This window comes from Janthinobacterium sp. PC23-8 (genome assembly GCF_002250505.1).
GTDB lineage: Bacteria > Pseudomonadota > Gammaproteobacteria > Burkholderiales > Burkholderiaceae_D > Janthinobacterium.
The window spans coordinates 882,808-907,798 of sequence record NZ_NJGY01000002.1; the positions used below are offsets into that span (position 1 = coordinate 882,808).

Below are 24,991 nucleotides of genomic sequence, written 5' to 3' on the forward strand. Positions count from 1 at the left end.
TTACTGCCCAGCTGGCTGGCTCGCGTCAAGCGAGCTGCGGATGGTGCACATCAGTTCCGCTTCCAGCGCGACCTTGCCGTCAACGCTGCCGACCGCCTTGTATTTCCAGATGCCGCGCGACACGCGCAGGATTTCCACGTCCATTTTGAGCTGGTCGCCCGGCTCGACCGGCCGCTTGAAGCGCGCGTTGTCGATGCCGACGAAATACACCACCGAATTTTCATCGGGTTTCACGCCCATCGTCAGGAACGACAGCAAGGCGGCCGTTTGCGCCAGCGCTTCGATCATCAACACGCCCGGCATCACCGGCTTGTGCGGGAAGTGGCCCTGGAAGAACTCTTCATTGACCGTCACGTTCTTGATGGCGGTGATGGTTTTGTTCGCCTCCCAGTGCAGCACGCGATCCACCAGCAGCAGCGGATAGCGGTGCGGCAGCAGCGATTTGATGGCCAGGATATCGAGGGTCTTGTTTTCAGTAGTCGTCATTTTTCGTCTTGCTTGGTCAGTGTTTTAATGGTTTTTTCCAGTGCGCGGATCTTCTCGCGCATACTGGTCAGATTGCGGACGATGGCGGCGCTTTTTTCCCAGTCGGCGTTTTTCGCCAGCGGGTAAAAGCCCGTGTATTGGCCAGGCTCCAGGATCGAGCGCGACACCATGCTGCCCGAGCCCACGTGGACCCGGTCGACGATGGTCAAGTGACCCAGTACCATGGCGGCGCCGCCAAAAGTGCAGTATTTGCCGATCACGGCGCTGCCGGCCACGCCAACGCAGCCGGCCATGGCCGTGTGCGCGCCGATATGGCAGTTGTGGCCGATCTGGATCTGGTTGTCGAGCTTGACGCCGTCTTCGATGATGGTGTCGGCCAGCGCGCCGCGGTCGATGGTGGTGTTGGCGCCGATATCGACATCATCGCCGATCACCACCCTGCCCGTTTGCGGGATCTTGATGTAGACGCCGCCCTCGTTGGCAAAGCCGAAACCGTCGGTGCCGATCACGGCGCCCGAATGGATGATGCCGCGCGCACCGATCACGCAGCGCGCATGGAACGTCACGTTGGCGAACAACCGGGTGCCCGCGCCGATGACGGCATCGCGGCCGATCACGCAGCCGGCGCCGATCACGCAGCCAGCCTTGAGCAGTGCACCGGCTTCGATCACGGCGCGCGGACCGACCGAGGCGGTGGCATCGACCTGCGCGGACGCGTCGACGATGGCGCTGGAGTGGATGCCCAGCGGCGCCCGGATCTCGGTCAGATCGGCGAAAAACTGCGCCGCGCGCGCGAAATACACGTAAGGGTTGGGCGTGACGATGCGCGCGCCGGCGTATTCGCCTTTGATCAGCGCGTCGTCCGCCGGCGTGAGTATCAATGCTGCAGCGCCGCTGCTGGCGGCCTGCGCGCGAAATTTGCTATTGCTCAGAAAGCTGATGTGCGAAGCGCCGGCGTCAGCCAGCGGCGCGATCCCTGTCACTTCCAGGTTGGCGTCGCCCGCCAGTTGTCCGCCGAAGCGTTCGACCAATTCTCCCAGTCGAGTGCCCATCTGAGTACCTTTAATCTGTAACGTTACTTGTCCAGCGCCTTCAATACCTTGTCGGTAATATCGATGCGCGGGCTGGCCCACAGGGCTTCCTGCAGCACGATGTCATAGCCTTCGACATGCGCCAGCTGCTGGATGATGGTGTTGGCTTTTTCGGCGATGGCGCTGCGTTCCTCGTTGGAACGCTGGTTCAGGTCTTCACGAAATTCGCGCTGGCGGCGCTGCAGCTCCTTGTCCAGCTCGAAAAACTCGCGCTGGCGCTTGGCGCGATCGGCCTCGTTCAGGGTCGGCATGTCACGCTCGAGCGCTTCATTGGCCACCTTGAAACGGGCGGCCAGTTCCTGCACCGCCTTTTCGCGCGAGCGGAACTCTTCGGCCAGCTTGGCGCTCGCCAGTTTCGCCAGTTTCGACTCGTTATAAATACGTTCGCTGCTGATCCAGGCAATCTTCGATTCCTGGGCCTGTGCGTGCACCGGCAACAGCGAACTCCAGCACAATGCGATTGCAGCAAGAGACTTGGGCAGGATGGCGGATGCGGTATTCATGATACTCCATGGTCAAAATAGGTAAGCTGTCGCCCCATCTGGATGCCGGTCAGAAACCGGTACCCATCTGGAACTGGAAACGCTCCAGGCGGTCGGTCGGCTTGGCGTTCAGCGGCTTCGCGTAGCTCAGCTTGAGCGGGCCCACCGGTGAAATCCAGCTGATCCCCAGACCGGCAGAATAGCGCAATTGCGAGATGCGCATCTTTTCGCCTTCCTGGTAGACCTGGCCGCCATCGACGAAACCGAACCAGCGCAAGCTGCGGTCATTGCCCGAACCGGGGAATGGCATCTGCAATTCGGCGTTGGCGATCAGGCGCGAGGCGCCGCCCAAGGCATCGTTGGTGGTCGGTTCGACCGCGCCCAGCGAGGAACTCAGGTAGCCGCGCACCGAACCGATACCGCCGCCGTAAAAGTTCTTGAAGACCGGGTACACGTGATTGCCGATGCCGTGGCCATAATCGAGCTCGCCCTTCAGCGCCAGGGTGACCTTGCTGAACAGCGGACGGAAATACTGGTGCTCATAAATGGCGCGGAAGTATTTCTGGTCGCCGATCAGATCAGCCTCCAGGTTGACGCGCTGGTAGCGGCCAATCGACGGCGTCAGGGCGCTGTCGCGGCTGTCGCGCTGCCAGGCCGCCGTCAGCGGAATCGCATTGGTGGTGGCCGAACCGATGCCGTCCGACGGTCCGCCGTTGTCGCTTACGTACTGGCGGAAACGCAGCGGGCTGGTCTGGTCGGTCTGGATCTGCGAGCGCTCGGCGCCGATGCCGAAGAAGATGGTGTCGACTTCCGAAAACGGCACGCCGTAGCTGACGCGGCCACCGGTCTGCTTGATCTTGTAGCTGCCGATGTTCAGCGCCGGCGGTTCCGTCGTGCGCAGGTAGATTTCAAAGCTGCGCGAAATGCCGTCATCCGTGTAATACGGATTGGTCTGCGAAAACGCGATAGTGCGGCTGTAATGGCTGGTATTGAGTTCGATGCCGACGGTGTTGCCGCTACCGGCAAAATTGGCTTGCGAAATCGACGCCGACAAGGTGAATTTTTCCGATTGCGAGAAGGCGCCGCCGATCAGGAAGTTACCGGTCGGTTTTTCCACCACCGTCACGTTGACGTCGACCTGGTCGCTGGTGCCCTGCGCTTCCGGCGTATCGATGGTTACGTCCTTGAAGTAGCCGAGGCGGTCGACACGGTCGCGCGACAGCTTGATCTTGTTGCTGTCGTACCATGAGGATTCGAACTGACGGAATTCACGGCGGATCACTTCGTCGCGCGTGGTGGTATTGCCGGCGATATTCATGTGGCGCACATACACGCGCTTGCCCGGATCGATCATGAAGGTAAAACCCACTTCATGCTTTTCGCGGTTGATTTCCGGGTTGGCGTTGACGTTGGCAAAGGCGTAGCCGAAGGTCGCCAGGCGGTCCTGGATGCGCTTGTTGGTGGCCGTCAGGCGCGCGCCCGAATAGATCTCGCCTTCGCGCATCAGGTTCAGGGCCTTGATTTCTTCTTCGCGGCCGAACATCTCGCCCTCGAACTTGGTGCCGGCGATCTTGTACTTTTCGCCTTCGGAGATATTGATCGTCAGGTAGATATCTTTTTTATCGGGCGTGATCGACACTTGCGTCGACTCGACCTGCATCTCGATATAGCCGCGGTCCAGGTAGTAGGACTTGAGCGACTCGATGTCGCCGGTCAGCTTGGTCTTCGAATACTGATCGGCCTTGGTATACCAGCTGAACCAGCCGCCCGTGTTCAGGGCCAGCTGTTCGCGCAGTTCCTTGTCGGTGAAGGCCTTGTTGCCGACGATATTGATCTGCTTGATGCGCGCCACATCGCCCTCGTCGACGGCAAACACCACGTTGACGCGGTTGCGCTCGATCGGCGTGACGGTGGTGGTGATCTTCACGCCATACAGGCCGTGCGACAGGTACTGGCGCTTGAGTTCCTGCTCGGCGCGGTCAACCGAAGCCTTGTCGAAAATCTTCGCCTCGCCGACGCCAATTTCCTTCAACGCCTTGACCAGCACGTCTTTTTCAAATTCCTTGGTGCCTGTGAAGGCCACGCTCGCGATCGCCGGACGTTCCTCGACCAGCACCACCAGCACGTCGCCATCGGCTTCCAGGCGCACATCCTTGAACATGCCCGTCGCATACAGCGCCTTGATGGCGGCGACGCTCTTCTCGTCGGAGAACGTCTCGCCGACTTTCACCGGCAGATAGGCAAAGACGGTGCCCGCTTCGGTGCGCTGTATCCCTTCGACCCGGATGTCCTTGACAGTGAACGGAGCGACAGCGAGGGCTTGGCCGGAACAGAATGCAAGGACGGCGGCGCCGATCAGGCTGCGGCGAAAGGAAGGCAAGGCAAAACGAGCAGAATGTAATTTCATTGGCTAATCAATGGATAAATCAGTGGACAACATACACAAAAGATTGCTTGTGCGACTCACGCAATGGCAGGAACAATGGCATTAGTTGAGCAGCCGCAGCACGTCATTAAAGACGGCAAGCACCATCAAGGTCAGCAACAGACCGAGCCCCAGGCGCTGGGCAATCTCCCCTACGCGTTCAGGCAAGGGGCGCCCGGTCAAAACTTCCAGCGAATAATACAGCAAATGCCCGCCATCCAGAACAGGAATGGGTAGCAAATTCATCACGCCCAGACTGATACTGATGAAGGCGATGAAGCTCAGGTAACTCACCAGGCCGATGCGCGCCGTCTGGCCCGCATAGTCGGCGATGGTGATCGGCCCCGTCACGTTCTTCAGCGAGACCTCGCCGGTCAACATCTTGCCGAGCATTTTCAGGCTCATGATGCTGGTATCCCAGACCTTGACAAAACCCTTGCCGACCGCCTGCAACGGTGCGGAGGCGACGACGATCATATCCGGCGTCAACGCGATCTCGGCCTTGATCTTACCAACTGTTACAGCTGCCTGGGCGCCCTTGCCGGCCTCGCCGTCCGGCGTCACCGGCACCGTGAGATCCTGGCCATGGCGGCGCAGCCGCACCTGCAAGGTCTTGCCGGGCGAGCGCATCAAGGTTTCGATGACGGCGATACCGTCCGTCATCGGCTCGCCATCGACGGCGAGTATCAAATCGCCCGGCTGCAGACCGGCCTTTTCGGCGGCACCGCCCGGCATGATACGTCCCAGCACCGGCGCCGGCCGGGCCAGCACCAGACCAAGTTTGCCCAGCACATCGCCTTCCAGATCCAGCCCGGCCAGCGTGTCGGCGGCGATGGTGGCCTGCTGCACGCCACGGTCCGGGCGACGCACTTCGATGCGCGCAGCCTCCTTGTCGAGCGCGGCCTGCATCAGCTCCCAGCGCAACTCGCTCCAGCTGGCCACGTCATTGCCGTTGACGGAGTGTACCGTATCGCCGGTGCGCAGGCCCGCGAGATAGGCAGTGCTCTGCGCTGCGACGACACCGATCTTGCTCGACGGCTCTTCAATGCCGTGCATGAACAGGCCAGCATACAGCACGATGGCGACCAGGAAATTGGCCAAGGGACCGGCGGCGATGATGGCCATGCGGCGCCAGACGCTCTGGCGCGTGAATTCGCGCGCCTGGTCGGCGCTGGAGAGCACGCCCGTGTCAGGGTCGCGGCTATCGAGCATTTTCACGTAGCCACCCAGCGGCAGCGCAGAAATCGCCCATTCGGTCTGGTCCTTGCCGAACTTGCGCGCATACACGACTTTGCCCATGCCGACCGAAAAACGCAGCACTTTCACGCCGCACAAACGCGCCACCAGGTAATGGCCCAGCTCATGCAAGATCACCAGCGAGCCGAGTGCGACGATAAACGCCAGCAAGGTGCTGATCAAGGTCATGCCGCCAGCCTGCCTGCGATATACGCCTGCGCACTGGCGCGCGCCAGGCGATCCTGTTCCAGCACCGTTTCGATGCTGGAAGCGGCGCCATGCGGCACGCTGTCGATCACGTGGGCGACCACCTTGTCGATCTGGCGAAAACCGATGCGCAAATCAAGAAAAGCCTGTACCGCCACTTCATTGGCGGCGTTGAGCAGGGCCGGCGCCGTGCCGCCCGCGCGCAGCGCGTCATACGCCAGTTGCAGGCAAGGAAAGCGCAACATGTCGGCCCGTTCGAACTGCAGGGTGGCCACCTGCGCCAGGTCCAGCTGGGCCACGCCCGAGGCGATGCGCTCGGGCCAGGCCAGCGCGTTGGCGATCGGCGTGCGCATGTCCGGGTTACCCAACTGGGCCAGCACCGAGCCGTCGACATACGAGACCATCGAATGAATCACGCTTTGCGGGTGGATCAGCACTTCGATCTGGTCGGCCGGGGCACCGAACAGCCAGTGCGCCTCGATCACTTCCAGGCCCTTGTTCATCATCGTGGCCGAATCGACCGAAATCTTGCGCCCCATCACCCACTTCGGATGCGCGCAGGCCTGGTCCGGCGTCACGCTATCGAGCGAGGCGACGTCGCGCGTCAGAAACGGGCCGCCCGAGGCGGTCAGCACGATCCTGGCCACGCCGGCCGCTTGCGGCACGCGGCCGTAGTTGTGCGGCAGGCACTGGAAGATGGCGTTGTGCTCGCTGTCGATCGGCAGCAGCACGGCGCCGTTTTCCTGCACCGCGTCCATGAACAGCTGGCCCGACATCACCAGCGCTTCCTTGTTTGCCAGCAACACCTTCTTGCCGGCGCGCGCCGCCGCCAAGGTCGGCGCCAGGCCGGCCGCACCGACGATGGCGGCCATCACGCCGGTCACCTGCGGCGCGCTGGCGATCTCGCACAAGGCGTCGACGCCATGGTCCACTTCGGTGGCCACGCCCATGCCACTTAACAGCCGGCGCAGTTCCAGCGCCGCTTCAGGCGTGCCGACGACGGCGCGCTGCGGACGGTACCGCAGGCATTGCGCGGCCAGTTCGGCCACTTTGCCGTGCGCGGACAGTGCGTAGACGCTGTATTGTTCCGGATGACGCGCGAGCACGTCCAGCGTCGACACGCCGATCGAACCGGTCGCGCCAAGGATGGTGATGTATTGCATTGAAAAGAGTTCCTTATAGCCAGCCGCTGACCAGGGCGGCAAATGGCAAGACGGGGATCAGCGCATCGATACGATCGAGCACGCCGCCATGGCCGGGCAGCAGCTTGCTGCTGTCCTTGATGCCGGCACGGCGCTTGAGCTGGGATTCGAACAGGTCGCCGATGATGCTTGCCGCCACCAGCACCAGCAGCACCAGCAAGGCTATCGGCCAGCCGCGGCGCAGTTGCAGCTGCACCGCAAAGGTATCTTGCAGCCAGGGCACGGAAGGCGCGGCAAAGATGGTGATGGCGGCGATCACCAGCACGGCGATGCCGCCGCCGATCGCGCCTTCCCAGGATTTGCCGGGCGAAATGCTGGGCGCCAGCTTGCGCTTGCCGAACGCCTTGCCGGAAAAGTAAGCGCCGATATCGGCAACCCACACCAGCGCCATCACCGACAGCAGGAACAAAGGGCTATGCATGAACAGCGCCACGATGGCGACGAAGCAGCCGACGATGGTCACCGCATACACCAGGCTGAGCAAGGTATTGCCCAGGCCTTCGGGCGGCGGCAGGCCGGTCGCCAGCGAAGGCGTAAAACGGATCAGCCAGATGGCCACGCACAGCGCGTACCAGAAATTGAGCTGGGCCATGCCATTGCTGAAGAAGAAGGTATAGGCAAAGGCGGCGGTCCAGACGGCGGCAATCAAGAGCGCCTGGCGGCTTTTGAAAATGCGGAAGCTTTCCCACACGGCCGCGCCGAAGAACGCCGTGGCGATCACGGCGAAGGCGGGAAAATAATTCAGATACAGAACCGGCAGCAAGACCGCCAACAAGACCAGGGCGGTGATTATCCGTGTTTTCAGCATCAGTTTGTCTTTTCGGTTAGTTGCGCGCTGGTCCGGCCAAAGCGCCGTTCGCGCTGCTGGTAAGACGCGATGGCCGCGTCGAGGCTGTCGACATTGAAGTCGGGCCAGAAAGTTTCGGTAAAAAACAACTCCGTGTAAGCCAGTTGCCACAGCAAAAAATTGGAAATGCGCTGCTCGCCGCCGGTACGGATGAACAGGTCGGGCTCGGGCGCATAGGCCATCGCCAGGTGAGGCGCCAGTTGCTCTTCGGTGTAAACCTGTTCCTGCGGCAGGCCATTGGCGGCTTGCGCCGTCATCTTGTTGACGGCCTGCATGATATCCCAGCGGCCGCCATAGTTGGCGCAGATCGTCACGGTCAGGCGCGTGTTGCCGGCGGTCTTGCGCTCGGCGTTCACCACCAGTTCCTGCAACTGCGTGTTGAAGCGCGACATGTCACCCACCACCTTCAGGCGAATATCGTTGGCGTGCATGCGCACCACTTCGCGCTCGAGCATGGTGACGAACAGGCGCATCAGCATCGACACTTCTTCTTCGGGGCGGCGCCAGTTCTCCGAACTGAAGGCAAACAGGGTCAGGTATTCGACGCCACGGTCGAGACAGGCTTCGACGATATTGCGCACGGCATCGGCGCCCTTGACATGGCCGGCCACGCGGGGCAGGAAGCGTTTGGTGGCCCAACGACCATTGCCATCCATAATGATTGCAATATGGCGCGGCACGCAGCCCACGTCAGGTACCGCCGTAGTCGAACTCGAATAGATCATGAAAACAATAATACCAAATGAAAGATCGCTATTATGCGCCAAATGATACTGCCCGGGATAGCCAAAGCCGTCCCGGGCAGCGTAGGTCCATGCGAAAAACTAGACGGTCAGCACTTCTTTTTCTTTGTCGACCACCATCTTGTCGATGTCGGCGATAAATTTGTCCGTCAGTTTCTGCACTTCTTCCGACGAGCGGCGCTCGTCGTCTTCCGAGCAAGCCTTGTCCTTGACCAATTTTTTCAGCGACTCATTGGCGTCACGACGGATATTACGCACGGCAATCTTCGCGTCTTCCGCTTCGCTCTTGACCAGCTTGACCATTTCCTTGCGGCGCTCTTCGGTCAGCGGCGGCGTCGGTACGCGGATCATGTCGCCCTGCGCCGAAGGATTCAGACCCAGGTCGGCGTCACGGATGGCTTTTTCGATGGTATTGGCCATCTTCTTTTCATACGGCTGCACGCCGATGGTGCGCGCATCGACCAGGGTCACGTTGGCCACCTGGGTCAGCGCCGTCGGCGAACCGTAGTAGTCGACCATCACATGGTCCAGTATCCCCGTATGGGCGCGGCCGGTACGCACCTTGGCCAGGTCGGCCTTCAGTGTTTCCAGCGACTTCGCCATGCGTTCCTGGGTGTTCTTTTTAACGTCAACTAAGGACATGAGCCCTCCTGTGGTAGTCGCCTGTCAAAACCTGCTGCGCGTCGGTATAGGTAGCCTGCGATGCTCACCGTACTCCAGTACGGTTGCGCTTCTCGGCCACCTCTCCCTTCCGCTCGCGACGGTTTTGTCAGGCGTTGTTAATAATAATGAAATTTAAAATTACAGATAACTTATACGTGAACCAGAGTGCCTTCGTCCTCGCCCATGATGACGCGCATCAGCGCGCCCGGCTTGGTAATGGAGAACACTTTGATTGGCAGTTTCTGGTCGCGGCACAGGGCAAAGGCGGTGGCGTCCATCACTTGCAGGTGCTTGGAGATGGCGTCGTCAAAGCTGATCGTGTGGAACAGCGTGGCGTTCGGATCTTTCTGCGGATCGGCCGTGTAGACGCCGTCGACCTTGGTCGCCTTCAGCACGATCTCGGCGCTCATTTCCGCACCGCGCAGGGCCGCAGCCGTGTCGGTGGTAAAGAACGGGTTGCCGGTACCGGCGGCAAAAACGACGACCTTGCCTTCTTCCAGGTATTGCAGCGCTTTCGGGCGCACATACGGCTCGACGACCTGCTCGATGCCGATGGCCGACATGACGCGCGCGGTGATGCCGACATGGCGCATGGCGTCGGCCAGCGCAAGTGCGTTCATCACGGTGGCGAGCATGCCCATATAGTCGGCGGTGGCGCGGTCCATGCCTTGCGCACCGGGCGCGACGCCGCGGAAGATATTGCCGCCGCCAATCACGATTGCCAGTTCCACGCCCAACTTTGCCACCTCGGCCACATCGGCGACCATGCGCTCGATCGTGGCGCGATTGATGCCGTAGGGATCATCACCCATCAGGGCTTCACCGGACAACTTGAGGAGGACACGTTTGTAGGCTGGTTTTGACATGAGCTGGGGCTCCATAAATGAGGTTATTCGAGTATGACATGGCGCAGTGCCTTGCAGCGCCGGATAGACGCGCGCAGAAGCTGCCCATGCCGCCACCCGGCATGCGGGCATGCGGGCGGGCCAAAAAAACGGGCCTCTCGGCCCGCTTGACTTACGCTCCCTGGGAGGCAGCCATCTGTGCTGCGACTTCTGCTGCGAAGTCGTCTTGTTTCTTCTCGATGCCCTCACCCACCACGTACATGGCGAATGCCTTGACGCTGGTGTCAGCGGCTTTGAGCATTTGCTCAACCGACAGCTTGTCGTTTTTCACAAAAGCCTGGTTCAGCAGCGACACTTCTTTCAGGAACTTCTGTACCGAGCCTTCCAGGCGCTTGGCCAGGATTTCCGGCGATTGCGCTGGCTTGCCTTCGGCGACCGCTTTGGCTGCATCTTCGTCGGCTTTCAGTTTTGCAACCGAACGCTCTTTTTCGATCAGTTCGGCAGGCACTTGTTCCGACGACAGCGAAACCGGTTTCATTGCAGCGATGTGCATTGCCACGTCCTTGCCCACTTGCTCATCGGCGCCGTCGAATTCGACGATCACGCCGATGCGCGAGCCGTGCAGGTAGGAAGCGAGCTTGGCGCTGGTTTCGAAACGCTGGAAGCGGCGGATGGTCATGTTTTCGCCGATTTTGCCGATCAGGGCTGCGCGCACTTCGTCCAGGGTCTTGCCATCGAGTGGCAGGGCCAGCAGAGCGGCGACGTCAGCCGGGTTGTGGTCGGCGACCAGGCGGGCGGCATTGTTTGCCAGCGCCAGGAAGTCGTCGTTTTTCGCCACGAAGTCGGTTTCCGAGTTCACTTCGACCAGGGCACCCACGCCGTTGGCGATGTAGGTTGCCACCACGCCTTCAGCGGTAATGCGCGCCGATGCTTTCGATGCCTTGCCGCCCAGTTTGACGCGCAGGATCTCTTCCGCACGCGCCATGTCGCCTTCGGCTTCGGTCAGTGCTTTTTTGCATTCCATCATTGGTGCGTCGGTCTTGCCGCGCAATTCGCCTACCATCGCTGCTGTAATCGCTGCCATGTGTTTCTCCTGATTCGGTGAGTCGATGGCCGCGGCCCAGGTGTTGCCTCGCCAGCTGTCGCCATCGGTTTTTGTTAAAAAAAAGGGGGAGCTGCTGCCACCCCTTTTCCATTACTGCTGAACTTTACAAACCGCTGCCCCGGGGCAGCGTGGCGATCAAGCCTGTTCGTTGACTTCGACGAATTCGTCGCCAGCAGCGGCTTTGACCATTTCAACGACTTCGTTACCGGCAGCGGCACGGCCTTCGATGATTGCATCAGCAACACCGCGAGCGTACAACATGATGGCTTTCGAGGAGTCATCGTTACCTGGGATAACGAAATTCACGCCTTCTGGCGAGTGGTTGGTATCGACCACGCCGATGACTGGAATGCCCAGTTTTGCCGCTTCGGTGATGGCGCCTTTATGGTAGCCAACGTCAACGACGAAGATTGCGTCAGGAACGCCGCCCATGTCCTTGATGCCGCCGATCGATTTTTGCAGCTTGATCATTTCGCGCGAGAACATCAGCGCTTCTTTTTTCGACAGCTTTTCGATCGAACCGTCTTCGATCATCGCTTCCATGTCCTTCAGGCGCTTGATCGAGGTCTTGATCGTCTTGAAGTTGGTCAGCATGCCGCCCAACCAGCGTTGATCAACGAAAGGCACGCCAGCGCGTTGTGCTTCAGCAGCGATGATTTCGCGAGCTTGACGCTTGGTGCCGACCATCAGGATGGTGCCACGGTTTGCAGCCAGTTGACGCACGTGCTTCATGGCGTCCTGGTACATCGCCATGGTTTTTTCCAGGTTGATGATGTGGATCTTGTTGCGATGGCCGAAGATGAACGGTGCCATTTTTGGATTCCAAAAACGGGTTTGGTGACCAAAGTGGACACCGGCTTCCAGCATTTCGCGCATTGTTACGGACATTATTAACTCCAGGGTTGGGTCTGGAATCCGATCAGTCACCATACAGGCACCCTTGTCGACCGGATTCGCTTGTTTATCTAAATTGAAGTCAGCCCAGCTACAGGCCGCTTGAGACATTGCTCAAAAGGGAATTCAAGCAACCCGGGATTGTACACCGGAATGTGGCGCGCATCAAGTCCCAACTGTCCGGCGGCTGGGGCACTGCCATGTTGCCGTCGGGCCGCAATCGGGCGAAAGGACCTCGTCTCGTTTATAATTTCAACATAATTGCAGCCGCAATTGTCCTTGAGGCACCGAAACATTTTCTCCTCTTGCGGCAAACCTGCCGCGCTGCGCTCCTCACAGAACATTTTACAGATTGCGAATCGCCCTCATGTCCACCATCCGTATCAATTCCGCAGCCGACATCGAAGGCATGCGCGTCGCCGGCAAGCTGGGCGCCGAAGTGCTCGACTACATCACGCCATTCGTGAAAGTCGGCGTCACCACGGGCGAGCTGGACCGCCTGTGCCATGAATACATGGTCAACGTACAAGGCACCGTGCCTGCCCCGCTCAACTACTGCCCACCAGGCTACACGCCCTATCCGAAGGCCATTTGCACCTCCGTCAACGACGTGATCTGCCACGGCATTCCCGGCGACAAAGTATTGAAAAGCGGCGACTCGGTCAACCTCGACATCACGGTCATCAAGGACGGCTACCATGGCGACAACAGCCGCATGTTCCTGGTCGGCACGCCCACCATCCTGGCCAAGCGCCTGGCCGAAATCACCTATGAATGCATGTGGCTGGGCATAGCCCAGATCAAGCCGGGCGCGCACCTGGGCGATATCGGCCATGCGATCCAGCAGCACGCCGAAAAGGCCGGCTACAGCGTGGTGCGCGAATTTTGCGGCCACGGTATCGGCACGGTGTTCCATGAAGAGCCGCAGGTCTTGCATTACGGCAAGCCCGGCACCCTCGAGCGCCTGGAAGCGGGCATGATTTTCACGGTCGAACCGATGATCAATGCGGGCCGGCGCGAAATCCGCGAAATGAACGACGGCTGGACCATCAAGACCCGTGATCGCAGCCTGTCGGCGCAATGGGAACACACGGTGCTGGTGACGGAAACCGGCTATGAGGTGCTGACCGTATCGCCGCAGATGCCGCCACCGCCGGCCTTCATCCTGAACCAGGCCTGACTTCCCCCTCCCCGCAGCCAACCCAGGGCACCGATGAAAAAGCATGTACGCGAAGAGCTCAAGCAGCAACTGAAAGCCGACCGCCAGGTCGTCATCGCCGCCTTCCAGGCCGACGGCAAGCCGGAAAAGCTGCTGCGCAACCTGCGCCAGAGCGTCGACGGCGTGCTGGCGCGCGCCTGGGAGGAAGCGGCGCTGCCATCGGGCACGGCGCTGGTCGGGGTGGGCGGCTATGGCCGCGGCGAACTGTTTCCGTATTCCGATGTCGACTTGCTGATCCTGCTGGAACATGCGCCCGATGTGCCGACCACGGAAAAGCTCGAAGAGCTGGTACAACTGCTATGGGACCTGGGACTGGAAATCGGCCACAGCATCCGGACCATTGATGAATGCCTGAGCGAATCGAAAGCCGACATCACGGTGCAGACCAGCTTGCTCGAAGCACGCCTGGTATGTGGCAACGAGGCGCTGTTTACGCAGTTGCAGGAACGCTATGCGGCGGCGATGGACCCGCAGGCATTCTTCCAGGCCAAGACGGCGGAAATGCGCCAGCGCCACGCCAAGTACGAGGACACGGCCTTCAGCCTGGAACCGAATTGCAAGGAAAGCCCGGGCGGCCTGCGCGACCTGCAGGTGATTCTGTGGGTGGCCAAGGCGGCCGGCCTGGCCAGTTCCTGGCGCACCCTGGCCACCGGCGGCCTGATCACGCTGACCGAGGCACGCCAGTTGATGGAAAAGGAGCGCGCCTTCAAGGATATCCGCGTACGCCTGCACCTGCATGCGGGGCGGCGCGAAGACCGGCTGGTGTTCGACGTGCAGACGGCGATCGCCGAATCGCTGGGGCTGCACGCGACCGGCAGCGGCGCCCACATGCGCCGCGCCAGCGAATTTTTGATGCAGCGCTATTACTGGGCGGCCAAGACGGTCACGCAACTGAACACCATTTTGCTGCAGAACATCGAGGCACGGCTGTTCCCGCAGGACGACGTGGCCGTCGTCATCAATCCGCGCTTCAATGAAGTCAACAGCCTGATCGACATCAGCGCCGACGATACGTTCGAGCAATACCCATCGGCGATGCTGGAAATTTTCGTGCTGATGACCGAGCGGCCCGCACTGAAGGGCATGACCTCGCGCGCCACCCGCGCGCTGTGGCATGCGCGCTTCAAGATCGATGCGGCGTTCCGCCAGGACCCGCTCAACCGCGCACTGTTCCTGCGCATCATGAAAGCTCCCGTGGGCATTATCCACGCGTTGCGGCGCATGAATGAAATGAGCATCCTCGGGCGCTACCTGCCCAACTTTCGCCGCATCGTCGGGCAGATGCAGCACGACCTGTTCCATGTCTACACGGTGGACCAGCATATTCTGATGGTGGTGCGTAACATGCGCCGCTTCACGATGAGCGAACATGCGCACGAATACCCGTATTGCAGCCAGCTGATGGCCGATTTTTCGCAGCCCTGGCTGCTGTACGTGGCGGCCCTGTTCCACGATATTGCCAAGGGCCGCGGCGGCGACCACTCCAAGCTCGGCGTGGCCGACGCCAACCAGTTCTGCCACGAGCATGGCCTGTCGGACGAAGACACGGAACTGGTAGCCTTTCTCGTGGAAAATCATCTGTGCATGTCGCAAGTGGCGCAAAAACAGGATATGTCCGACCCCGACGTGATCGCAGCGTTCGCCAGGGTCGTGGGCGACGAGCGCCACCTGACGGCGCTGTATCTGCTGACGGTGGCCGATATCCGCGGCACCAGTCCGAAGGTATGGAATGCCTGGAAGGGCAAGCTGCTCGAAGACCTGTACAAGGTCACCTTGCGCGTGCTGGGCGGCGAGCCGCATTCGGCCGACCGCGAACTGAAGAACCGCCAGCAGGAAGCGCTGGCCACCCTGCGCCTGTATGGCCTGCCGCCGGACGCGCACCAGAAACTGTGGCAGCAGCTCGACGTGGCGTATTTCCTGCGCCATGACGCGTCCGACATCGCCTGGCAGACGCGCTCGCTGTATGACAAGCTCGACAGCAAACCACCGGTGGTAAAATGCCGCCTTGCGCCGATCGGCGAAGGCTTGCAGGTGGCCGTGTATGTACCCGACCAGCCCGACCTGTTCGCGCGCATCTGCGGCTATTTCGACCGCAAGAATTTCAGCATTCTCGACGCCAAGATCCACACCACGAAGAACGGCTACGCGCTCGACACCTTCCTCGTGACGGAGCAGAGCTTTGCCAAGAGCTACCGCGACATCATCAGCCTGATCGAGCATGAACTGGGCCAATTGCTGCTGTCGCAGGCGCCGCTGCCGCCGCCTGGCAAGGGTCGGCTGTCGCGCCTGTCGCGCACCTTTCCGTTCCAGCCGACGGTCGACCTGCGGCCCGACGAACGGGGCCAGTACTACCTGCTGTCGGTGGCCGCCAACGACCGCACCGGCTTGCTGTATTCGATCGCCAACGTGCTGACCAAGTACCGCATCAACCTGCATACGGCCAAGATCATGACTCTGGGCGAGCGGGTCGAGGACGTGTTCCTGGTCGATGGCCCGGCGCTGAACAATGCCCGCAATCAGATCTTGCTGGAAACCGATTTACTCGATGCGCTGAAAGTATAAGCATCATCTTCAGCGCCGCGCTTCACTTTACCGAAACAAAGACCATGACCGAAGAATTATTACGCCTGTCCAAACGCATGTCAGAACTGGGCTTGTCCTCGCGCCGCGAAGCCGATGAATGGATCGCTCGCGGCTGGGTGCGCGTGGATGGCAAGGTGGTGTCCGAGCTGGGCAGCAAGGTATATCCGAGCCAGCACATCACCGTCGAACGCCAGGCTGCCGCCGAGCAGTCCAAGCGCGTTACCGTGCTGATCAACAAACCCGTCGGCTATGTCAGCGGCCAGGCCGAAGACGGGTACACGCCGGCGGTGGCGCTGATCAAGGCCGAAAACCGCTGGCTTGAAGACCGCAGCCCGGAACAGTTCCATCCTACCCAGCTGCGCAGCCTGGTGGCGGCCGGCCGTCTCGACATCGACTCGGTGGGTTTGCTGGTGCTGACCCAGGACGGCCGCGTGGCCAAGCAGTTGATCGGCCACGATACCGACGTCGACAAGGAATACCTGGTGCGCGTGCAATACACCAAGGGCGACAAGCTGCCGGACAGCGAATTGAAACGACTGAACCATGGCTTGTGGCTGGACGGCAAGCCTTTGCTGCCGGCCAAGGTGCGCTGGCAAAATGACGACCAGCTGAGCTTTACGCTGCGCGAAGGCAAGAAACGCCAGATACGCCGCATGTGCGAACTGGTCGGGCTGAAAGTGCTGGGCTTGAAGCGCGTGCGCATCGGCAAGGTCAAGCTGGGCGACTTGCCGACGGGTCAATGGCGCTATCTGAGCGCGGACGAACAGTTTTAACCAGCATTCAGGACCAATGGTGTGATCGACAAGCGCAATATTTATTTAGTAAATATTGCCGTAAGCCTATACACTATTGCCCAATAGAACTCAAGAGACAGACGTTGTGAACGATCCCATCCCCAATCCCCTGCGCAAAGGTGCGCCCAGCCTGGCCGATGTTGCCGAACCGATGGCGCCGGGCACCAAGCCGCACCACATGAGCGACCCGTGGGATATCGGTGAAACCCTGTGCAGCCTGGCCGACAATGGCGATGCCCTTTCCGTGTACGCCAATGGCAGCGAGAACGCCATCATGGCGCGCGTGCTGTCGGTCGACGACGAGCTGCCGCAATTTGTGCTGGAACTCAATGAAGGAGAGATGCTGCCCGATGGCAGCGCCACCTTCGTGTCCTGGGTGCAAAGCGCCAAGCTGCAATTTACCATCAATGGCGAGTGGCAAGCCTATCCCGAGCGGCCCAACGTTTACCTGACCAATTTCCCCAGCCACTGCCTGGTGCTCGAGCGGCGCGAATCGACGCGCCTGGAAACACCGCTGGGCGTGTACTACCTGGCCGCCTTCGTGCTCGAAGGCCGGCCGTATGAACTGCAACTGTATGATTTCTCGGCCGGCGGCATCGGCATGCGTGCCCATCCGCGCGATACGGTCGGCCTGTACGTGGGCCGCAAGCTGTCGCGCGTGCGCCTGGAACTGGGGCCGAACAAGGTCATGATCGCCGACCTGGAAATCCGCCTGTCGCGCACCTTCCGCTCCTTTTTGCTGGGCGAGCAGATACAGATCGGCTGCCGCTTCCTGAACCTGTCGGACGCCATGCACGACGAGCTGGTGGCCTTGCTCGACAATATGGGCAGCGGGCGCAAGGTGCGCTGAAAAACTAGGTCAGCACATTTAACGGTGTTGAATTAATCGCCGCGCCCGTCAACCGTCACGGGCCGGTAAACGTTGTTGCATCAGCCCCACTTCCCCAAAGCAATCATACGCAAGACCGACGTCACCCAGCACTCTCTGTACAGCTACCGCTCGTTGGAGGAACGCATCCCGGATGCGCATCCATTGCGCAAATTGCGGGTGCTGGTCGACGCCATCCTGGTCAACATGAATGATGACTTCCAGGCGCTGTATTCGCGTCGCGGCCGCCCGTCGATGGCCCCGGAGCGCCTGCTGCGCGCCAGCCTGATACGCGATCCAGTCCTGGTAGCGCGCCATGAGCGCGTCCGCCGGCAGCGCCTCGTCATTGCTCAGGATCGCACTCGCGCCGTGCAGCCAAGACGCGCCTTGCGCCACCTGCGGCCACAAGCCTGCAGTGCGATCCAGGGCGCGCCCGAGCATGTCGGACAGGCGTTTTACTTCCGTGCCCCCCTTTTTTTGCGCGGCTCGCCGCGCGCTGGCATGGATGCTGGAGAGCTGTTCGTGCAAGCGCAGGCCGTCAAAGACGAGCGGTACGCGCGCGTCATCGGTCAGCGCGCTGCGCATCGCCGCGCAGTATCCCAAGGCGACTTCGCCGGTCGGCCCGGGCCGCTGTTCTGCGGCGCGTTCCAGCGGGCACACACCGCGCACCAGTTTCTTGAGTTCTTTCTTGGCATGCCGGTCCGCCTCCCACAAGGGATGCGCCGCTTCTTTCAGGTAGTGGAAGTGGCACAGCTGATGCGGCACCCCGGGCAGGGCGGTGGCAACCGCCTGACGGATACTGTGCTGGCCTTCGGACACCACCGCCACTACCGGCACCGGCAGAGCGGCCGCCACATCGGCCAGCAGGCACTGCAGCGCGGCACGCGCCGATGACAGCAGGCTGCGCGCACAGCACTTGCCCGGACAGCGTGTCGCGCACCACCCACAAGACCTCATGGCCGACATCGGGCTGCAAGCCGTCAATGGCGAGGATCACGCGTCCTTGGGTAGCCGGTTGCGCGGTGCGTTGGGGCAAGGTATCAAGCGCCAGGCTGAGCAGGATATCGTACTGCATCAGCAGGTTCGACACGCTTAGTGCCCATGGGAGAGGTAAGCAGAAAGTGCCGCCCTAGTTTTTTTCCAGCAGCGCTGGCAAGCCACCAGAAGCAGGCATCGCTGCCACACAACCATGCTACAAAAAAACAACAGATGTCTAGACCATCGTCGCAAAAAGACAAAATTATCAACGTTTTTTTTACCCACAGGAAAATTTAATTTATTTAACAATTGATATTATGTAGTTTACTGCCGCACATACACAGAATCCATCGAGCTTCACTCTGTGAGCGAAGAATCCATGAATAAAAATGAAGCCTTCTTGACAGTCCGACGATAAAAATGGTCTGATGAATTGCCAGTTTGAACTGCTAAGTTTATAATAATGGTAACTTTGAAAGTAATTTCAAATAACTAAATAAAACCCCAAGGAAACTAAAATTTCCTAGCTGGAGGATGGACAATGATTGAAAAGAAATTAAGCAAATCCTTGCGCATGATGTTTGCCGGCACTTTGGTCATGAGCGCAGGCTTCATGCACCAGGCCGCACAGGCGCAGGAAGCCAAGGCTGACGAGAAATTGCAACGCGTGGTTGTCACCGGTTCCGCCATCAAGCGCGTGGATGCGGAAACTGCGGCCCCCGTTGAAATTTACACGAAGAAAGACATCGAGCGCACGGGAGCCACCAGCGTTGCCGAATTAATCAAGAACCTCGCCTCTATCGACATCAATGACCAGGGTGAACTGAGCGGCAACTCCCCTTCCGGTTCCGGCACCACCAACATCAAGATGCGCGGCTTGAGCGAACGCAACGTGCTGATCCTCCTGAACGGCCGCCGCCTGCCGACCAATGCGCTGGCTGATGGTTCCGGCGCCGGTGCCGCTGTCGACGTCAACGTCATTCCTCTGGGCGCGCTGGAGCGCATTGAAATCCTGAAAGATGGCGGCTCGGCCATCTATGGTGCGGATGCGGTTGCTGGCGTAATGAACTTCATCACCAAGAAAAATTACCAGGGTCTGGAGGCGAAAGCCAGCTACGGCCAAAGCTCGCGTTCGGATGCCAAGGAAAAAACGGCCAGCCTGGTCTACGGCTTCGGCGACTACGACGAGCAAGGCTTCAACGTGTTGGCCACGGTTGACGTACTCAAGCGCGATCCGATCTATCGCAAGGACCGCGACCTGACCAGCTCGGCTGACTTCCGGCGCTTCCCTGGCGGTATCGATGGCCGCAGCGGCTACTCGCCGAACGGCAACATCTCTGGCGGTGGCCAACTGGTGCCGTGCGCTCCTGCCGATTTGCAGAACGGCAGCTGCCGTTTCGACTTCAACAAGACCATTCTGACGTCCATCAATGGCGCCGATCGCGTCAGCGGCATGTTGATCGGCAGCTTCAAGGTCAACAATGATATTCGCGCTTTTGCCGAATTGACCTATTCGGAAAACAAGGACAACTTTGAAGCACAGCCTGCTCCTGGCCCCTTCGTCGCTGGCGGCAAAAACGTGTTGGGGCGCTTCATGCAGATGGGTCCGCGCATCACGAAACGCAAAGGCACGTTGACCCAGTTCTCGACTGGCCTTGAAGGTACTACCCGCGGTATCGATTGGGATGTGGCCATCGGCAAGGGCATAAGCGAAGCCAGCAATCACGACTCGAACTATGCACAAAGCGTGATGTTCAACAAGGCAATTGCAGACGGCTTGATCAACCCGGCCAGCAACACCAATCCACAATCGGAAGTGGACAAAATCCGCATCTCGCCAAAGCGCGAAGGCAAATCGGAAATGACCTTCTTCAACGCCAAGGCATCGGCCCCCATCATGGACCTGGTGGGCGGCACGATGGCCTACGCGGTTGGCGTTTCCTACAACAAGGAATCGCTGAGCGATCAACCCGACCAGAACCAGATCGATGGTCTGGTGTTCGGCAGCATCCAGCAAGCGACTGTCAAGGCGGATCGCAACACGAAGAGCGTCTTTGGCGAACTGTCGATTCCGTTCATTAAAAATGTTGAAGCCCAGCTCGCGCTGCGTTACGACGATATCTCCAAGGTCGGCAGCAAGACCAGCCCGAAAGTGGCCTTGCGCTACCAGCCGCTCGATACGCTGATGTTCCGTGCATCGTATGCAGGCAGTTTCCTCGCGCCTTCGCTGAAGCAGATGTTCGGCGGTATAGATGCCGGAGCCAATTCAACGGAAGATCCAGAAATTTGCGCGGCATTCCCGTCGCTGGCAGGTGCTTGCAGCAACTTCCCTTACTACCAAGTCACCGGTTCCAATCCGAACCTGAAGCCTGAGACGGGCAAGACCTACAATCTGGGCATGGTCTTCTCGCCAGTCAATGCGCTCACCGTGAGCGTGGATTACTTCCGTATCGACAAGAAAAATGAAATCAGCACCTTGTCGGAACTGAAGGCGATCAAACTGGGCAACTATGAGATCAAGGATGGCGAAGCGCGCATCTTGCTGAACAACCAGAATCTGGCGTCCACCAAGATTCAGGGTGTCGATACGGATATCCGCTACACCTCGCCGCAAACCATGTTCGGTAAATTCACGCTGCGCAATGCCGCAACCGTGTACACCAAACAGGAAACGCAAGATACGACCGCCGATAAGCTGCAAAGCACCCTCAAGACCTACATGAATCCGAAGTACCGCAACACCTTCACGGCCAGCCTGGAAAAGGACAATGTATCGGGTTCCGTAATCGTGCGCACCACGGGCGACATGATCGACTCGGACCTGCGCCGCGATGAAATCAAACCAGGTACGCGTACGATTCCTTCGCACACCGAAGTGGACTTGACGGGTCAATACGTGATGATGAAAAACCTGACCTTGTCGGCCGGCGTGAAAAACCTGTTCGACCGCATGCCGCCCTATAGCGTCATGGGTTCGAGCAATCAGTACGGCACCTTGGGCTTTGCCCAGTTGTACAATGCCCGTGGCCGCTATTTCTACATCGGTGCTGGCTACAAGTTCCTTTGATGATGTCTTGAGTTGACAGCCTGAAACAGGCTGCCTCTGCCTTTCCCCAAGCCGCATGAAGCAATTCATGCGGCTTTTTTACGCCTTGCAGACGAAAAAAAACTAGGTCAGCACATTTAGCTCATCGCACAGTTTCTCCAGCCCAGCCAGATAGTGGTCGGGATTTTGGCGGAAGCGATGGCGCTGGCAGCGCGCTTGGCGGCGTCGTTCCAAGTCGGCGCGTGTCGCGCGCCATCGGTCTTGCGGTACGGCGGCAAGCATGTCGAGCGTCACCTTGCCGGTCCGCGTAAACAGCGCCACAGGCATGCGCACACTGCCACTGAGCACCAGCGAAGGCGAAGCGACCGTGCGACCGCTAGCGCGCCGCTCGTGGTAGCGCAGGCTGCCGAAGGCCTGTTTCAGCGCATTGTTCGTGCGTGGTAGTCCGGCAATGCGGTAACAATGGAACAAATCACTGCCGTAACTGGCGCTCACATTGACGAAGTGCGACAGGGCCTCGCGCAAGGTATCGGGCAGGTCGGGGCGCTGGGCGGCGCGGTCCATTTGCGCGATCCAGTCCTGGTAGCGCGCCATGAGCGCGTCCGCCGTCAGCGCCTCGTCATTGTTCAGGATCGCACTCGCGCCGTGCAGCCAGGACGCGCCTTGCGCCACCTGCGGCCACAAGCCTGCAGTGCGATCCAGGGCGCGCCCGAGCATGTCGGACAGGCGTTTTACTTCCGTGCCCCCCCTTTTTTTGCGCGGCTCGCCGCGCGCTGGCATGGATGCTGGAGAGCTGTTCGTGCAAGCGCAGGCCGTCAAAGACGAGCGGTACGCGCGCGTCATCGGTCAGCGCGCTGCGCATCGCCGCGCAGTATCCCAAGGCGACTTCGCCGGTCGGCCCGGGCCGCTGTTTTGCGGCGCGTTCCAGCGGGCACACACCGCGCACCAGTTTCTTGAGTTCTTTCTTGGCATGCCGGTCCGCCTCCCACAAGGGATGCGCCGCTTCTTTCAGGTAGTGGAAGTGGCACAGCTGATGCGGCACCCCGGGCAGGGCGGTGGCAACCGCCTGACGGATACTGTGCTGGCCGTCGGACACCACCGCCACTACCGGCACCGGCAGAGCGGCCGCCACATCGGCCAGCAGGCACTGCAGCGCGGCACGCGCCGATGACAGCAGGCTGCGCGCACAGCACTTGCCCGGACAGCGTGTCGCGCACCACCCACAAGACCTCATGGCCGACATCGGGCTGCAAGCCGTCAATGGCGAGGATCACGCGTCCTTGGGTAGCCAGTTGCGCGGTGCGTTGGGGCAAGGTATCAAGCGCCAGGCTGAGCAGGATATCGTACTGCATCAGCAGGTTCGACACGTGTCAGGAGCGGTGTTCGCGATAGCACAACTGCCCCACACGCAGCACCACGTCAAAGCTGAATTCCTGCATGGGCAATGCCCAGCTTACCTTCTTCCTCGGGATGGCAGATTTGATGGAAGCGCGGACATTGGGGGTTCTCGCAGCGGCGGATTTGCAGGCGCAGCTGAATCAGCCCACGCATCGTCACCAGCTTGCGCGTCTTGGTTTACGCCACCGGCATGCGCTGGGCGCATACCGGGCAGTCGGGTAATTGAAGTGCCAGCGTGTACTGACACACGGCTTCGCCACAGGTAGGACGTCCTGACATGATCGCTCTCCTTGATGAAGATTCCTATGCGACCTTGGACAGCAACGCGCTGGAATAGTGCCCATGGGAGAGGTAAGTAGAATGTGCCGCCCTAGAAAAAAAATGGCCGCTGATCGCGGCCATTTTTCATGCTGACGATCAATCGTCGTCGTTCGGATCGAGTTCCGGAAACATCACTTCGGTAAATCCGAACTGCGTGAAGTCGACGATGCGCATTGGATACAGGATACCATGCAGATGATCGACCTCATGCTGCACCACGCGCGCATGAAAACCATCGCAGTCGCGGCTGATGGCCTTGCCGAACTGGTCCACACCTTCATAGTGCAGCTCGCTCCAGCGCGGCACGCTGCCACGCAGGCCAGGCACCGACAGACAGCCTTCGAAGCCCTCTTCCTTGCGCTCGGACAAGGGCGCGAGGACCGGGTTGATCAGCACCGTTTCCGGCACCTGGGGCGCATCGGGATAGCGTAGATTCTGCTTGAAGCCGTAGATCACCACTTGCAGGTTGACGCCGATCTGCGGCGCCGCCAGGCCCGCGCCATTGGCGGCATGCATGGTGTCGAACATGTCGGCGATCAGGGCGTGCAGCTCGGGCGTATCAAAGTCGCGCACAGGCTCGGCCATCCGCAGCAAGCGCGGATCGCCCATCTTCAGAATTGCGCGCACTGTCATGCCGGTTCCACAGGCGCATGCAGCCCGTCGAGATAGGCGCGGAAGGCAGCACCGGTTTCAGGATGCTTGAGACCCATCGCCATGGTGGCCTTCAGGTAGCCCAGTTTGGAGCCGCAATCATAGCGCTGGCCTTGATAGCGGTAAGCGAGCACACGCTCCTCGCGCATCAGGGCGGCAATGCCGTCGGTCAGCTGGATTTCCCCACCTGCGCCAGCACCGATCTTTTCAAGATGGTCAAAAATACGGCTGCTCAGCACGTAACGGCCAACCACCGCCAAGGTCGATGGGGCCTCTTCCGGCGACGGCTTCTCAACGATGGCAGAGACCAGTTCCAGGTCGGGCTGATAATTTTTCGCGCTGACGATACCATACTGCCTGGTTTCCGCGCGCGGCACATCCTGCACTGCCAGCAAAGAGCAGTTTTCGTATTGATACACCTCGGCCATCTGCGCCAGCACCGGGTGCACACCTTCGTCCACATCCATGAAGTCATCGGCCAGCAAGACGGCAAATGGCTCGTCACCGACCACCGGGCGCGCGCACAGCACGGCGTGGCCCAGGCCCAGCGGCGCCGACTGGCGGATATAGATGCAATTGATATGCTTGGGGATGACGTTTTGCACCATTTCAAGCAACTGGCGCTTGCCGGCCGCTTCCAGTTCCGTTTCCAGCTCATAGGCAGTGTCGAAATGATCCTCGATCGCGCGCTTGTTACGGCCGGTAATGAAGATCATTTCCGTAATGCCTGCCGCCACCGCCTCTTCGACGGCATACTGGATCAGCGGCTTGTCAACGATGGGCAACATCTCCTTCGGTTGCGCCTTGGTGGCAGGCAAAAAGCGGCTGCCGAGGCCCGCGACGGGAAAAACTGCTTTTCTGATTTTTTTCATGGGTCTTCTGCAATGAGTAAAGTGTCTTGAGGCTG

19 protein-coding genes and 2 pseudogenes are annotated in these 24,991 nt (G+C 60.1%); 5 read left to right on the forward strand and 16 right to left on the reverse strand.

What is annotated here, in order from left to right:
* The 12 genes from fabZ to rpsB form a co-directional block, all read right to left on the reverse strand.
* Window positions 1-486 carry a 3-hydroxyacyl-ACP dehydratase FabZ gene (gene fabZ / locus CD932_RS19155; protein ID WP_094444341.1) on the reverse strand — a complete coding sequence of 162 codons (486 nt, stop codon included), beginning with the start codon at window positions 484-486 and terminating at the stop codon, window positions 1-3.
* Window positions 483-1,538: a UDP-3-O-(3-hydroxymyristoyl)glucosamine N-acyltransferase gene (gene lpxD / locus CD932_RS19160; RefSeq protein ID WP_094444342.1), complete on the reverse strand. Its 1,056-nt coding sequence runs from the start codon at window positions 1,536-1,538 to the stop codon at window positions 483-485. The genes fabZ and lpxD overlap by 4 nt, the downstream gene beginning before the upstream one ends.
* 23 nt (window positions 1,539-1,561) lie before the next feature.
* Window positions 1,562-2,080 (reverse strand): OmpH family outer membrane protein, encoded by a 519-nt coding sequence (locus tag CD932_RS19165; protein WP_094444343.1) that lies wholly within the window; start codon window positions 2,078-2,080, stop codon window positions 1,562-1,564.
* 49 nt (window positions 2,081-2,129) lie between these two features.
* Window positions 2,130-4,466, reverse strand: coding sequence for an outer membrane protein assembly factor BamA (bamA, locus tag CD932_RS19170; protein WP_094444344.1), 2,337 nt, complete (start codon window positions 4,464-4,466; stop codon window positions 2,130-2,132).
* A gap of 81 nt (window positions 4,467-4,547) precedes the next feature.
* Window positions 4,548-5,909, reverse strand: a complete 1,362-nt coding sequence (gene rseP / locus CD932_RS19175; protein WP_094444345.1) for an RIP metalloprotease RseP — start codon at window positions 5,907-5,909, stop codon at window positions 4,548-4,550.
* Window positions 5,906-7,090, reverse strand: a complete 1,185-nt coding sequence (ispC, locus tag CD932_RS19180) for a 1-deoxy-D-xylulose-5-phosphate reductoisomerase (protein ID WP_094444346.1) — start codon at window positions 7,088-7,090, stop codon at window positions 5,906-5,908. The genes rseP and ispC overlap by 4 nt, the downstream gene beginning before the upstream one ends.
* Window positions 7,091-7,103: 13 nt before the next feature.
* Entirely contained in the window at window positions 7,104-7,937 is an 834-nt protein-coding gene (locus CD932_RS19185) for a phosphatidate cytidylyltransferase (RefSeq protein WP_094444347.1), read from the reverse strand.
* Window positions 7,937-8,701, reverse strand: coding sequence for a polyprenyl diphosphate synthase (uppS, locus tag CD932_RS19190; protein WP_094444348.1), 765 nt, complete (start codon window positions 8,699-8,701; stop codon window positions 7,937-7,939). The genes CD932_RS19185 and uppS overlap by 1 nt, the downstream gene beginning before the upstream one ends.
* A 99-nt stretch (window positions 8,702-8,800) precedes the next feature.
* Entirely contained in the window at window positions 8,801-9,361 is a 561-nt protein-coding gene (gene frr, locus CD932_RS19195) for a ribosome recycling factor (protein WP_094444349.1), read from the reverse strand.
* Between the two features lie 170 nt (window positions 9,362-9,531).
* Complete coding sequence (gene pyrH / locus CD932_RS19200; protein ID WP_094444497.1) at window positions 9,532-10,248, reverse strand: UMP kinase; 717 nt, start codon at window positions 10,246-10,248, stop codon at window positions 9,532-9,534.
* Window positions 10,249-10,399: 151 nt separating this feature from the next.
* Entirely contained in the window at window positions 10,400-11,311 is a 912-nt protein-coding gene (tsf, locus tag CD932_RS19205) for a translation elongation factor Ts (protein ID WP_094444350.1), read from the reverse strand.
* Window positions 11,312-11,467: 156 nt separating this feature from the next.
* Window positions 11,468-12,220, reverse strand: coding sequence for a 30S ribosomal protein S2 (gene rpsB, locus CD932_RS19210; protein ID WP_065305960.1), 753 nt, complete (start codon window positions 12,218-12,220; stop codon window positions 11,468-11,470).
* 373 nt (window positions 12,221-12,593) lie between these two features.
* On the opposite strand from rpsB, the gene map reads away from it, so the two are divergent.
* From map to CD932_RS19230, 4 genes are all read left to right on the forward strand, one after another.
* Entirely contained in the window at window positions 12,594-13,406 is an 813-nt protein-coding gene (map, locus tag CD932_RS19215) for a type I methionyl aminopeptidase (RefSeq protein WP_094444351.1), read from the forward strand.
* A gap of 33 nt (window positions 13,407-13,439) precedes the next feature.
* Window positions 13,440-16,007 (forward strand): [protein-PII] uridylyltransferase, encoded by a 2,568-nt coding sequence (locus CD932_RS19220; protein ID WP_094444352.1) that lies wholly within the window; start codon window positions 13,440-13,442, stop codon window positions 16,005-16,007.
* 44 nt (window positions 16,008-16,051) lie between these two features.
* Window positions 16,052-16,801 carry a pseudouridine synthase gene (locus CD932_RS19225; protein ID WP_094444353.1) on the forward strand — a complete coding sequence of 250 codons (750 nt, stop codon included), beginning with the start codon at window positions 16,052-16,054 and terminating at the stop codon, window positions 16,799-16,801.
* Between the two features lie 106 nt (window positions 16,802-16,907).
* Window positions 16,908-17,672, forward strand: a complete 765-nt coding sequence (locus tag CD932_RS19230) for a flagellar brake protein (protein ID WP_094444354.1) — start codon at window positions 16,908-16,910, stop codon at window positions 17,670-17,672.
* 363 nt (window positions 17,673-18,035) lie between these two features.
* Here the strand turns inward: CD932_RS19230 and CD932_RS19235 are convergent.
* Window positions 18,036-18,783 (reverse strand): annotated as a pseudogene (locus tag CD932_RS19235) (ISNCY family transposase); the annotation flags it as partial.
* A 426-nt stretch (window positions 18,784-19,209) separates the two neighbouring features.
* Between CD932_RS19235 and CD932_RS19245 the strand changes: the two are divergent.
* On the forward strand, window positions 19,210-21,735 hold the full coding sequence (locus CD932_RS19245; RefSeq protein WP_094444357.1) for a TonB-dependent receptor: 2,526 nt from the start codon (window positions 19,210-19,212) through the stop codon (window positions 21,733-21,735).
* A 102-nt stretch (window positions 21,736-21,837) separates the two neighbouring features.
* On the opposite strand, the pseudogene CD932_RS19250 reads toward CD932_RS19245, so the two are convergent.
* The 3 genes and pseudogenes from CD932_RS19250 to galU form a co-directional block, all read right to left on the reverse strand.
* Window positions 21,838-23,265, reverse strand: a pseudogene (locus tag CD932_RS19250) (ISNCY family transposase).
* Between the two features lie 264 nt (window positions 23,266-23,529).
* Window positions 23,530-24,066, reverse strand: a complete 537-nt coding sequence (gene def, locus CD932_RS19255; RefSeq protein WP_094444358.1) for a peptide deformylase — start codon at window positions 24,064-24,066, stop codon at window positions 23,530-23,532.
* Window positions 24,063-24,956, reverse strand: a complete 894-nt coding sequence (galU, locus tag CD932_RS19260) for a UTP--glucose-1-phosphate uridylyltransferase GalU (RefSeq protein ID WP_094444359.1) — start codon at window positions 24,954-24,956, stop codon at window positions 24,063-24,065. The genes def and galU overlap by 4 nt, the downstream gene beginning before the upstream one ends.
* Window positions 24,957-24,991 lie beyond the last annotated feature (35 nt).